The following is a 13,022-nucleotide window of genomic DNA, read 5'->3' on the forward strand; positions in this document are numbered from 1 at the left end:
GGAGAAAATTCGGAAAAGAAGGAAAAACTCTGCCAAGCTTATCAGTACCAAAACCGTTTTATTGTTGGTCCGGCAGACGTAATGCGTTGGCTGAAGTTTGCGCTTGATCTAAAAATTCATCTGCTCGGGTCAATTGCTGCCGGGCAATCTCCAACGCTTGTGAATTTGTTGCATTAGATTCATTTAACGAGTTTATTGCCTGATTTAAAGCCGTCTGCACCTCAGAAACCGCGTTAGATGCATGCTGCTCCAGCGTATTACCACTCGAGTTAAGTGCACCTTCTGCCGGTTTTCTTGCATTTTCGGTGGCTAGATCAATTTTGTTTTTATTGGGCACCGTGACTCCTCCTTCCTTGAGTAAGATCATTCATTTAAACAGAAATAAGTATGGGATTGAGATTTTGTTTATATCCCTACGAGTACATGGGAATATTCGGATCTTACCTCTCCGGTGATCCATATTAGTATAAGATCCGATGCATTGGAAAATCTAATCTTGATGAAAAAGGAGGTGATCATTTCTGAATGGCTAATCCAACGCTAGCGCCGCACGAATCGATGGAACTGCATGAAGCGTTAAACTTCAAAACGCTCTGCATCGCTAAGTCGAAACTTATGCAAGGCCTGGTCTTTGACCAAGAGCTAAAAGCCTTAATGCAGAAAGACGTAACTCAATCCATACAACAGATCGCTGAGCTGCAAGCAATCTACGCAAGAGCTCCTTTCCAAGCACCCGTTCCAAATAATCCGACACCTATAACACATTAAGGGGAACTCAGATGAATACCGATTATTTAGATCCGATTAATTCATTGAATATGCCGGAAATGGCAGATATGACTTTTGCCATGGACTTCCTTCTTCGTGCCAAGGAGGGTGTACGTAATTTGTCCATCGCCCTGACGGAAACGGCTTCACCGGATGTAAGAGCCCTGCTGCATACTCATCTTAAGCAGGGGATTGCAATGCACCAAGAAATCTCGGAGCTCATGATGCGCAAAAAGTGGTTTCATCCTTATGAGTTGAACGAACAGTACCAACTCGATCAGCTTTCGGCGAAAAATACGGTGATGATCGGGCAGATGAATCTGTTCCCGGGTGATACGTCACGTAAAGGGATGTTTGATCGGACCCCAGATGAACATATTGGAGGACATAAAGCATGAAGGCGGTAACGTATCAAGGGGTTAAAAATGTCGTGGTCAAAGAGGTGCCGGATGCGAAGATTGTGAAACCGGACGATATGATCGTAAAGATCACCAGTACCGCCATTTGCGGTTCTGACCTTCATCTTATTCACGGGATGATCCCTAACCTTCAGGAGAACTATGTCATCGGGCATGAGCCGATGGGGATCGTAGAAGAAGTAGGTCCTGGCGTGACCAAGGTAAAAAAAGGTGACCGTGTGATCATTCCGTTTAACATCGCATGCGGAGAATGCTTTTTTTGCAAAAATCAGCTGGAAAGCCAATGTGACAATTCAAACGAACACGGGGATATGGGCGCATATTTCGGCTACTCCGGAACGACCGGCGGATATCCCGGCGGGCAAGCCGAATATTTACGGGTCCCATTTGCCAATTTTACCCACTTTAAGATCCCTGAAAACTGCGAACAACCGGACGAAAAGCTAAGCTTGATCGCCGATGCCATGACGACGGCATTCTGGAGCGTAGATAACGCCGGCGTTAAGAATGGTGATACAGTCATCGTGCTCGGCTGCGGTCCGGTCGGACTCCTGGCCCAGAAGTTCTGCTGGCTGAAAGGTGCTAAGCGGGTCATAGCCGTCGACTATGTCGATTACCGCTTAAAGCATGCAAAGCGAACAAACAATGTGGAAATCGTAAACTTCGAACAGGATAAGAATATTGGGAACACTCTCAAAGAAATGACCAAAGGCGGCGCCGATGTCGTGATTGATGCGGTAGGAATGGACGGCAAGATGAGCGATCTTGAATTTCTAGCCAGCGGTATGAAACTGCAAGGCGGCACCATGAGTGCATTTATCATTGCATCTCAGGCTGTCCGCAAAGGTGGCACCATTCAAGTCACTGGTGTATACGGCGGACGTTATAACGGATTCCCGCTCGGTGACATCATGCAGCGAAACGTGAATATCCGTTCCGGACAAGCTCCGGTCATTCACTACATGCCATACATGTACGAGTTGGTTACGTCTGGCAAAGTGGACCCTGGGGACATTGTTACGCACGTCATTCCGCTCAGCGAGGCCAAGCGTGGCTATGAAGTGTTCGATACAAAAACGGACGATTGCATTAAAGTCATCTTAAAGCCTTAAATATGAATTGATACATGGGAGGACAATCTGAATGGATTCCACATACGCTTTGCATGAGATGCTCGAGGTGCATGAAATAGCTGCGTTCAAGACGGTTTGCATGACAAAATCCAAGACCATGCAAGCTCTGGTAAACGACCCGGAGCTCAAGCAAATTTTGCAACAAGATGCGACATTATCACAACAGCAGCTTCAGGAGCTCGGTGGAGTGCTGTCTAAAGCGACTGTATAGGAGATAAAAAATGAACCCAATATTAGAACACATGACTGGTCTTAATACGCTGACCGATGACGTGATCGCAATGGATTTTTTGATGAACGCCAAGAGCGGCGTCAGAAACTACGCCATGGCTGTGACCGAATGTGCTACCCCCGAAATCAAACAAATTTTGATGAAACAGCTCGATGAAGCCATAGACTCTCATGAAAAGATATCAAATTACATGGTGCAGCATGGCTTATACCACCCTTACCATATTGCAGAGCAAATTCAGCTCGATCTGAAAAACATTCAGACTGCTATGAACATTCCGTCCTGACGCCCTTTTTGATTTTAGCCAGAGACTTCAGAGTATAAAATGCTCCTGTGTCAAGAATTTCAACAATGAAAAAAGGCGGATACACTCCGCCCTTTTTTTGGCATCGTCACGAAACACGCTTATACTAGCGTTCCTTTACGTAAATCTACTTATTTTCCATTCTGAGACTGATTACCCTTTGCAGCTCCACGACCGAGACCTTTAATCAACTACCAGTGAGCTCAAGCCTCCAGCCTCCATGACATCTCCCAAAAATCAAGTTCAAAGCGACTGCACATCACGAAAATATCTTCCATCCGTTGGTACGTTACCTCGCTACAGCCTTCTAATAGCTTATCCGTTAACGCGACAAGGGATTGGTTGTTGCTGTTGTATTCAGAGGAAGCATATCCTGTGATCCATTCTCCATAAAAGGGATGATCAGCTGCACCTGGCTTTTGGGAAAGAACTTGACCAATCTCTGCATAGCTCCATGAGCAGGCCAGAATGGATACAAGTACTTCTGCTATGCCGCCCGCATGGGAAACAGAGAGCATATAGTTAGTATACGCTGCATTCTTCAGTGCAGGTTTTACCTGAAAAACATGATCCTCTGTAATTCCTAATCGCTCCATATAAGAACGATGAATTTTCATTTCACCATTCAGGATGTTATCTACGTTTTTACTAAAAAACTGCATCAATTTGGGGTCGTGCGACTTGACAATACCTAGTGCAAATACACGGGCATAATCGTACAGGTACAAGTAGTCTTGCAGCAAATAATAACGAAATTGTTCAACCTGTAAAGAACCATCTCCGATCCCTTTAACAAAAGGATGCTCAAGGCATTCCTTCCACACAGGCTGTGCTGCCTGATATAGTCTCTCTGAAATAGTCAACATGTGTTCCTCCAATTCATAATGTACGTATTTAAAAACAAAAAAACGAAACATCCATAGGATGTTTCGCAGACAAATACACTAAAACAAGGGGGGCGCATGAGCTACCCAAGTACAGTGTTTCATCGTTGCATCCCTACGTTGGCATTATCCAAATCAGGTAAGGTCGGTTTAACACCCTCTCAGCCGGTTAAGGCTCCCTTGCAAACGGTTGTATGTAGTTGATTACTTTCTTATCCGCATAAAAAAAAACAACATTCATTTAGTATATCAAGGGCTGTTAAATATAGTCAAGGCAGATTGTATCCCCCTCATCAGCTTGAGAGACGTATTTAAACGACGGAAACCATCACAACAATGGTTGAGTTTTAGCTACTGTTATGATGGTTTCTATTCTTTGAACTACTGCCAATGATTTAATGCCCGAGTTTGTTCTTTCCGACAAAAGTGAGTATTCCGTACTGGGAAGTGTTTCTCCAGCTCTCATTGGTCGTATCATTCCACTTAGCTACGTTCTGTTTACCTCCGCCCTGATTGTCGTTAATTTGAAGATCGAAACCGAGAACATTTCCTGCTTTGGGCGTCAGTGAATGTAACTGGATTCGGGCTTCTACGAGATATCCTTTATTTGTTTTCTTCACAGCACTTACAAGGCGTCCGGGTGAGGCACCCCCTGCAAAGGTTCCTACATTGTCTGCACTGATTCTGAACTGGGCATCATCATATTGAAAATACGGTGTGCGCTGGTGATTCTCGTCCAGGAAAATCTCAACCGAATCCTGATCCCATGGGTTGATGCTATCTGTGATGATGTTTGGATCAGTGACGTCAATCAGCAGATATAGATACTCCCCTGACCACATTGCGCGAGCCACTGCCTCTGCACCTTCGGTCTCATTCAACCTTTTTACTTCAAATGGTACAGCCTTATTCCATAGGGCGTCTTTCTTCCCATCAATCTGAACAATCCCTTGCACAGCTTGTGCAGATTTGGGCATAGGGGCAAGCTGAATCACGCCGTATTTGCTTGTATCTTGTTCCTGAGATTGTGTTCGATCATTCCAGTATAGTGGATTATGAGGCTCTGTCCCACTTGCACCGCCATCAGTCACACGGATATCCAAGCCAACTTCATATTCTGAACCGGCTTGGATACCATCCCATGGAATGGACAATTCAACCTGATATCCAGCTTTTGTCTCGCGTACACGATATGAACGCCGCTCCGCGCCCTCAGCTTTGCCCGACCGCTTAATAATTACGTGTCGGTCATCTGCTTCATATGAGGTGGTCTTGCCATTATTGAGGTCAACAAAGAGTTCTACTCTGTCATTCACATCTGACTTCGCATCCTGAACATCCACGAGGATATACAGGTTACTTTGATCCCATAAGGTTCTGAAACTGGCTGATCCCGAAGAGTCACCCTTCAGTGGAGTAGACACCGCTTTGTTCCAGAGCGGATCTTGTGACTGTTTTTTGATATCCGGTTTACCCGAAAGTGAGACGGCTCTCTGTGTCAACACAGGCAAGCTGGATTCATCCACGAGTCCCCAGTATGCTTTTTTGGCCTTCAGGGCTGAATCAAACAGCATCGCCTGGTTGTTGTAAGACTTCTCATCTTGGAGTCCCCATAAGGTAACTGAAGAAATGTGATCTTTGTGTTTTTTGTACAAATCCAACAGTTCCTTATATCGATACGCCTGTTTTACCGCAACTTCATCCGACATCTCTTCACCAAATGGAATTCCGCTATCCACATCCAGTTCCGTGATCTGAATATCCAATCCAAGTTCGACGAACATGTTGATCGTTTTTTCAATTTCCTCGATGGGCGGGGATTCCAGGTTATAGTGGGATTGCAAACCCACACCATCGATGAGTCCCTTCTCTTTCAGTCGTTTGACCAACTGAAACATATGCTCTCTTTTCTCAGGGATTTCCGTGAAGTATTCGTTGTAGTATAATTTGGCATCCGGATCGGCTGCACGAGCGAATTCATAGGTTTTTTCAATGTAATCCGGACCGATTAGTTCATAAAAGGGACTTTTACGTAAACCGTTGGCATCACCATTGCTATCCGCAATCGCCTCGTTTACCACATCCCAGGCATAGATCTTACCTTTGTATCGGGTCATGACGGTTTCGACATAATCCTGAATCCGGGCAAGCAGTAATTCTCGACTCGCAGGGTTACCCTGAGGATCCGTGAACATCCACTCTGCAGCATCAATATGCCACAACAACGCATGTGCGCGTACGCCCATACCATGCTCCTCAGCGAACTGAACATATTGATCGGCTGCCTCGAACTCATAAACACCTTCGGAAGGAGACATGTACTTCGGTTTCATCTCATAGGTTGCGGTCAAGCTGTTAAAATGCTTTGTGAGCAGTTGTCCGTATGCGCCTTCCAACTGCCAGCGATACACCGCTGCACCAATGGGGAAATCATCTTGATACAGGTCCTCCAGAGACAGAATCCCTGCTTCAATCTCCAGTTGCTCGGCCAGAGTAAATGATACATCATCCACATAGAACGATAACGTATCTACGCTATCTTCAGAGATGTAGGGTGTTTCGATGAACAAATTCAATTCAGTGGGATCATCGCTATACTGAAATTTTCCGGTGATCTTGTGCCATGTGTTCCATTCTGTTTTGGCAATCTTCACGCTACCGATCGGGTTCCAGCTTTCGGCCGTTGTTTTTTTATATGTGGTGAGCTGTAGTGTTTGATCCGTGGTGGGCTCCTGGGTAAGTCTTACATATGCCGTAATTTCATACTCTTGGTTACGCTCAAGCAGATCCTTCATGGATAACATCGGTCCATGGTAGGAACGATCACGGTTGGAAACTAGCATACTAGACTGGCCTTCGTGTGCTTCCTGCTGTGTCACTGTCAGATTTTCACTACCGACACGTGGAGTCCATCCTTGAAGTGTACCGTCTTCAAAGTTTGTGCTTAAATGACTTCCCTCCACTTCCGTAACTGCCTTGGCTGCATGTGAGACATTCGAAAATGGAAGCATGGCGAGTACCAGCACAAGAACCAAGGCTGTTATATTCCATTGACCTAACCGTTTCATACAATTCCTCCTCATGATTTGGTCTAAGTATTTCTGAACGGATTAACATCCAGATAAATAGATTATAGTTCTTTCGATAGCGCTTACATATAACAAATTCCCAATAATTATAATAAAAAGTTATCATTTGGTAATCTCATGTGAGCTTAGGAAGCTGGAGTTCGTTCGCGTGGAATATCAAAAAAGCCGCTACATATTTGCAAAAATAAAAGACCGTTTCCCGATAAAATACGAGAAAACGGTCATAGTTAAAAAGTATCTTTTTTCCTGTCTGCTAACAGGCATATAAACTTTGTTTTTTAATCGTCCCTCGTCACCCTGTTCCTCCTGCACAATTCGTGCAATGTGAATCATCAAATATAATAATTCCTCGTTTGATATGGAGATGTCCAGCATATTCTGCACGTAGGTTTTGATCATCTCCGCGCATTTGTATTCAAGCGGATGCTCCTTCACCATGTGTTGAAATATAAAATCTTTCGCCGAATTGCCCAGACGCCCTTCTTGTAAACGCTGGATGAAGAATTGCAGATGTGTGACGAGTCTCACATAATGGATAGAATTTTTGTTCAATTGCATATCAAAGGTGTATTGAATCAGGTTAAAAATATCTTTTAACATCTTAACGGATTGCATCGTGCGCTCCATATTCTGTTCATGCGTTTGGGCATTCACGAAATGAAAAGCGATATTCCCTGCTTCTTCTTCCGGCAGTTCAATACCCAATTCTAGATTCAGCATCTGAACGGCTTCAAGGCCCAGTTCGAATTCGACAGGATGAAACCTCTGTATCTCCCATAACATGCGATTCTGTAATGCTACACCTTTTTTCCATCGTTCAATGGCAAACGACAAGTGATCCATAAGCGTAAAGAAGATTTGGTCGTCAAGAGACAGCTTTTCTTTTGCATTGGTAATCAGTTTGTTTATGACATTCACATGTTTTTCTGGCATGCTTTCGATGGTTCGTACGTAAGCCTGGGCAGACGGATTATTTTGCAGAATGAATCGTTTCTGGATATGCTCCTCATCGAGTCGCTCGCCGACTCTGCCTTTGAATGCCAACCCTTTTCCCATGACAATCATCTCTTGTCCCTGTTCATCTTTGGTCAGAAGCAAGCTGTTATTTAATATTTTGATTACTCTCATGAATTCATCACGATCCTTTATTCTTTCGTGACCGCCTGATCCGAATTTCCGATACATCTGCCATTCTGTTTAATGACCTCTTGATACCACGAGAAGCTTTTCTTCTTCAAACGCTTCAAGTCTTTCAGATCCTGTTCACCGCGGTTTACATAGATCATTCCATAACGTTTCCCATACCCCTGATGTGTGCTTACCACGTCAATAACGGACCAAGGGCAATAACCAATCACATCTACTCCATCCGTTAGAGCCAGTCTGATCTGTTCCAGATGTTTCTCGATAAAATCAATCCGGTACGTATCGTTAATCGTGTAATCTGCCTCCAGTACATCTGGGGCTCCTATACCATTTTCCGTAATTAAAATCGGGAGACCATATCGTTCACATACCTTACGCAATGTCAGCCTTAGGCCAACCGGGTCAATGACCCAGCCATATTTCGTTTTTTCCGTATAAGGATTCTCCGCGGCCCGGTATACTCCCTGCTCGCCAAGCATAATTTGCTGATCACCCGCACGAGCTGTAACATCCGACGCATCGCCCATACTGGCGGCAATGGTTGCCGTCGAGTAGTAGTTGATTGCTACCAGATCGGGGCGGCCAGACTGGATATCTTCCATGTCACCCTGCTCAATAACCGGCTCGATGCCGCGTTCCTGTAAATAACTCCAGAATAATGGATTATACCGTCCCCACACCGATAAGTCGAGAAAACCCCATCCGCGAATCGTCTCCCAGTTATGTGCAGCGATTGCATCGGCTGGTCTGGAGGTTGCCTGGTACATGGATGTCATGTTTAATGCAGGACCAATCTTGCCTTGCGGGAGCATATCATGAAATAGTCGCATCGTTCTGCCTTGAGCTACAAACATGTGATGATTTTGCTGATACAGTTCCTTACTGGAAGGCAGACGTCCGTCTTTTGGTGTACCAATGGCACCTGGATGGAGAATCATCGTATTTTGCTCATTAATGGTCAACCAATATTTCACTTTATGCCCGTAATGCTCAAACAAGATACGCCCATACTCGACAAAGGCATCGATCGTCCCCCGGTTGTTCCATCCTCCGGTTTTCTCAAGCTCGTAGGGTAAGTCGAAATGGTACATGGTCACAACGGGTTCAATACCATGGAGCAGCAATTCGTCAATTAATTGGTGATAAAAATCGAGTCCCTTCTCATTAACAGCCCCTGTGCCTGAAGGCAAGATTCGAGTCCATGCAATTGAAAAACGATATGCTTTGAGGCCCAGCTCTGCAAAAAGCTTCACGTCATCTCTGAATCGGTGATAGTGATCGCTCGCAACTGTGAAATCGGCGGTTCCAGCCGGATGATCACACATATCGATGACGGACAGGCCTTTGCCATCTTCGTTCCAAGCTCCCTCCACTTGATAGGCCGAGGTAGAGCCTCCCCACAGAAATTCATTGGGGAATGGTTTGATGTGTTGATATAACATCTCAAACACTCCTTCATTTTAAATGTTGATCAAGATATGTGACGGACCATATTACGGTTGTTACGAAAGTTGGATAATCGTCGCTCCAACCTCCACAGGGCTCTGCTTCTCCAGCTTAATGTCCGGGAAACGATCCGAATTGGCGATAATGATCGGGGTTATGACTTCATACCCTTCCGCCTTTATGGCATCGATATCAAAGTGGATCAACAAGTCACCCTGTTTTACGCGATCCCCTACTTTAATGGAAGAGTCGAAATGTCGCCCCTTCAGGTTGACGGTATCCACTCCAATATGAATGAGCACCTCTTCTCCATCATAACCATTTAATTTGACCGCATGTTTGGAGTCCATGAAAGCCGTAACTTCACCTGCGATTGGTGCATACAGTTCTCCTTTTGAAGGAATGATTGCAGCGCCCTTACCCAGCAATCCCAAAGAGAAGACATCGTCTGGTACACGGTCAAGGTGGACTAATTCTCCTTGCATCGGGCTGGCGATTGTAAGTGGGCGTAATTCATTTTGGCTCGGCCCATTTGCATTTGTTGTTGTAGAAGACTTAGTGTCTGTGCTGTTGTCTTGAACAGGCTGCCCGGAAATTGTCTTGTCATCGTTAACGTTGGTATTTCCTTCTTCTTCATCGTCTACTGGATCTTCAAAACCAATGATCCATGTCAGAGCAAAGGTAACGACAAAAGCGATCAGACAAGTCACAATGGCATGAACGATGTTCATCGGATTGCTGCCAATGAAGGCAGGTAACGCGGCAAGCCCTGGTGACACGAAGGCATAACGTACTAATCCGGTCAGACCTGCGTATATCCCTGCTACACCACCACCGATCATTGCGGCTATTAAGGGTTTCTTCAGTTTCAGTGTTACACCGTACAAGGATGGTTCCGTGATGCCCAGTACGGCGGTGAAACCGGATGAAGCAGCGAGCTGTTTCAGTTTTTTGTTTTTTGTTTTTAATGCTACAGCAAGCGTGGCTCCACCTTGAGCAATATTGGACGCGAGCATTCCCGGACCGTTGATCATTTCATATCCATTTTTGGTCAGTTGGCTAGTTGCAATCGGCGTCATCGCCCAAGCAGTGCCTGTCACGATCAGGAAGGGTTGCAAAGTTCCCATTAATAAAGGAATCAGCCAACTGGCTCTGGCATTAATTGCTTCTGCACCCATCGCAACCAGATCATTGAGGTATGTTCCGAAAGGCCCGATTGCCACTAATGCAAGTGGTGCTGTAATCAACAGCACAATCATCGGTTTCGTGAAAAATTTGATCATGGAAGGCGATACCCGATCCGCGAAACGTTCAATATAGGACATGAGCCAAACGACGATAATAATCGGCAGCACGGAGCCCGCGTAATCGGTTAGTCGAACTGGAACACCGATGAAAAACACGTCTTTTCCTTCCGCCATCAGGGCGCTCCATCCCGGGTGTAACAACACGCCGGCAACTGTCATCGCCAGAATGGGACTAGTTTCAAATTTAATGGAAGCTCCATAAGCCAGCAGAATAGGCATGAAATAAAAAGCCGCGTCCGCAATGGTATTAAGGATATAGTAGTTTTGGCTTTCCGTCGTTACAAGGCCTGTCAGCACAAGTACGGCTAATATCGCTTTGATCATACCTGCGCCAATGATTGCCGGAATTACCGGAGTAAATGTTGTTGAGATCACGCTGATGAATCTGGAGATCCAGCTCTGTTTTTGCTTTGGTCCTTTATTTTTGGCAGAATCCGATTTGGATTCAGCACTTCGGGGAGTCGAACCCATCTGCTGAGTGATAACTCGGTAGACCTGCTGCACCTCATTGCCTACAACGACCTGGTATTGTCCACCATTGTTCACAACAGTAATGACACCTGGAAGTGCTTTGAGTTTTTCTGTCTCCGCTTTGGAGATATCGTGCAGTTCGAACCGAAGTCGGGTTGCGCAGTGCGTAAGCCGAGCGATGTTATCCTTCTTTCCAACCAATTCCGTAATCTCTTGTCCCAACTTGCGATAATCCATACCTTTGCCTCATTTCTGAATTTGGATATAAAAAAAGACCAAAACGATATGCCTTCTCCTACTCACATAAGGAAAATGCAAAATCATTTTGGTCATGCCTGCTTTACCAGTAACAGCCAAACACTGCTAATATTCAATTCGTTATAGATGTAAACGTTTACTGGATCATAATATCACACAATAAATTAGTTAGCAATCACTTCATTCGACATTTTTCTGCAATTTAATTTGCTTGATTCGACTTGATTATTAGCGGCCTTCTATAGGCTTCCACCCATTCCCCTTCTCAATTGCCTACATACAATACATTAGACTAATGAACAGGAGTGATGTGATATGACATTTTTACCTCCTTTTGGACCTGGTGGAGGGTTTGGCGGACCTGGGGGTCCCGGAGGACCCGGTGGACCCGGTGGACCCGGCGGATTTCCTGGTCCGCCATCGTTCCCCGGGGGTGGAGGCGGCGGACCACAAGGCGTGCAGGCACCTACAGGGCCGCCACCATCATTCATTCCACAGCAACCCGCTTCGTTATATGCGGTAGATCCAAGAGCCATATCCGGCTGTCTGTTTCGCTACACATATATTTGGCCGGATCGTGGTCCCGGCTTCTGGATGTATCCGGTATTTGTAGGTAGAAATTCGGTAGCTGGCTTCCGTTGGAATGGCTTCTTCTGGCTATACACCGGCATTGATCTGCAGCGAATCAGCTCGTTTAGCTGTTTCTAGAAGTAATCTCCCCTGTATGCGGATCAATCCGCATACAGGGGGATTTAGATGTATCTTATAAGAATAAATAGACGTTAGCTAATCAAACATTGAGGATCGAAAATAGGCCATATATTTTCAACCTGTTACTACTTTTTTTTGAAAATCGAACTTGATCACATAATCAAAAAAAGACGTAATTACAATAGCGCCAAGAGGAATCAATAAATAAACCCAAAGTGGATTATTAGGAGCTTCACCAGGAGCTGTTCTCCACCTGATATCACACTATTTTTTCAGCATTTCCCTTCGGAATAGTGACCCCACAGAACTCATACAAAATATCAGCCATGTACGTATCACTTTCTTTCATGCCATTTAAAGCCCATTCGATTAAAACGCAATAAAATCCACCTACATAAAACTTAGCAATATAGTTTTCTTTGACAGAATCGTCGTAGGTTTTAACTACAATTCTTGTGGCTAATTTGTGTAGGTATTCATTACACTTGGCTAGCAATAAGTAACTAACGTTGGACTTTACCAGATTTTCTACTAAGATTTTCTCATTCCTGAAACATCTGAAAAATAATAGTGTTGAATAATAATTATCAAAGTTCTCCCCTGCCAATGCCTGATCAAAAAAGTCAGTAAACACTTGATCAATGCGTTCCACGATTACATCCTCAATGATGTTGTAATTTCTATAGAACCCCATGCGTGAAACACCAGCTTTTGTACACACCTCAGTAATAGATATGTTATTTAGATTTTTGGTTTGCATTAATATCATGAGTGCATTGAAGATCCATTCTTTCGTCAGTGCACTTCTGACTTGATTAGATGGGTTTGACATTACAACATCTCCTTTTATGTCA

At 44.7% G+C, this 13,022-nt stretch carries 13 protein-coding genes and 1 riboswitch; of the genes, 6 read left to right on the top strand and 7 right to left on the bottom strand.

Features of this window, described 5'->3' with window-relative positions:
• Positions 1–58: 58 nt before the first annotated feature.
• Positions 59–337, bottom strand: coding sequence for a hypothetical protein (locus BLS69_RS07600; RefSeq protein ID WP_091030003.1), 279 nt, complete (start codon positions 335–337; stop codon positions 59–61).
• Positions 338–525: 188 nt separating this feature from the next.
• On the opposite strand from BLS69_RS07600, the gene BLS69_RS07605 reads away from it, so the two are divergent.
• From BLS69_RS07605 to BLS69_RS07625, 5 genes are read left to right on the top strand one after another with little or no spacing between them, the layout of a single operon-like run.
• Entirely contained in the window at positions 526–768 is a 243-nt protein-coding gene (locus tag BLS69_RS07605) for a spore gernimation protein GerQ (RefSeq protein WP_076253190.1), read from the top strand.
• A gap of 11 nt (positions 769–779) precedes the next feature.
• Positions 780–1,166 carry a spore coat protein gene (locus BLS69_RS07610; protein WP_076253189.1) on the top strand — a complete coding sequence of 129 codons (387 nt, stop codon included), beginning with the start codon at positions 780–782 and terminating at the stop codon, positions 1,164–1,166.
• Positions 1,163–2,299 (top strand): zinc-dependent alcohol dehydrogenase, encoded by a 1,137-nt coding sequence (locus tag BLS69_RS07615; protein ID WP_036615410.1) that lies wholly within the window; start codon positions 1,163–1,165, stop codon positions 2,297–2,299. Before BLS69_RS07610 ends, BLS69_RS07615 begins: the two co-directional genes overlap by 4 nt.
• Positions 2,300–2,330: 31 nt before the next feature.
• The gene (locus BLS69_RS07620; protein WP_091030005.1) at positions 2,331–2,531 is read left to right on the top strand and encodes a hypothetical protein; all 201 of its coding nucleotides are present in this window, start codon (positions 2,331–2,333) and stop codon (positions 2,529–2,531) included.
• Positions 2,532–2,541: 10 nt separating this feature from the next.
• Complete coding sequence (locus tag BLS69_RS07625; protein WP_036615415.1) at positions 2,542–2,838, top strand: spore coat protein; 297 nt, start codon at positions 2,542–2,544, stop codon at positions 2,836–2,838.
• A gap of 221 nt (positions 2,839–3,059) precedes the next feature.
• Here the strand turns inward: BLS69_RS07625 and tenA are convergent, their stop codons facing one another.
• The 5 genes from tenA to BLS69_RS07650 form a co-directional block, all read right to left on the bottom strand.
• Positions 3,060–3,722 carry a thiaminase II gene (gene tenA / locus BLS69_RS07630; RefSeq protein WP_091030008.1) on the bottom strand — a complete coding sequence of 221 codons (663 nt, stop codon included), beginning with the start codon at positions 3,720–3,722 and terminating at the stop codon, positions 3,060–3,062.
• Between the two features lie 112 nt (positions 3,723–3,834).
• Positions 3,835–3,932, bottom strand: a riboswitch (TPP riboswitch).
• A 203-nt stretch (positions 3,933–4,135) separates the two neighbouring features.
• Entirely contained in the window at positions 4,136–6,808 is a 2,673-nt protein-coding gene (locus BLS69_RS07635) for an endo-1,4-beta-xylanase (protein ID WP_176872640.1), read from the bottom strand.
• Positions 6,809–6,997: 189 nt separating this feature from the next.
• The gene (locus tag BLS69_RS07640; RefSeq protein ID WP_091034871.1) at positions 6,998–7,957 is read right to left on the bottom strand and encodes a PRD domain-containing protein; all 960 of its coding nucleotides are present in this window, start codon (positions 7,955–7,957) and stop codon (positions 6,998–7,000) included.
• A 17-nt stretch (positions 7,958–7,974) separates the two neighbouring features.
• Positions 7,975–9,417: a glycoside hydrolase family 1 protein gene (locus tag BLS69_RS07645; RefSeq protein ID WP_091030014.1), complete on the bottom strand. Its 1,443-nt coding sequence runs from the start codon at positions 9,415–9,417 to the stop codon at positions 7,975–7,977.
• 60 nt (positions 9,418–9,477) lie between these two features.
• Positions 9,478–11,436, bottom strand: a complete 1,959-nt coding sequence (locus BLS69_RS07650) for a beta-glucoside-specific PTS transporter subunit IIABC (protein ID WP_091030016.1) — start codon at positions 11,434–11,436, stop codon at positions 9,478–9,480.
• A gap of 336 nt (positions 11,437–11,772) precedes the next feature.
• On the opposite strand from BLS69_RS07650, the gene BLS69_RS32100 reads away from it, so the two are divergent.
• Positions 11,773–12,165, top strand: a complete 393-nt coding sequence (locus BLS69_RS32100) for a hypothetical protein (RefSeq protein ID WP_036671465.1) — start codon at positions 11,773–11,775, stop codon at positions 12,163–12,165.
• Between the two features lie 262 nt (positions 12,166–12,427).
• Here the strand turns inward: BLS69_RS32100 and BLS69_RS07660 are convergent, their stop codons facing one another.
• On the bottom strand, positions 12,428–13,000 hold the full coding sequence (locus BLS69_RS07660; RefSeq protein WP_091030019.1) for a TetR/AcrR family transcriptional regulator: 573 nt from the start codon (positions 12,998–13,000) through the stop codon (positions 12,428–12,430).
• Between the last annotated feature and the right edge of the window lie 22 nt (positions 13,001–13,022).

The organism is Paenibacillus sp. CF095 (assembly GCF_900101225.1).
In the GTDB taxonomy this organism is placed as follows: Bacteria; Bacillota; Bacilli; order Paenibacillales; family Paenibacillaceae; genus Paenibacillus.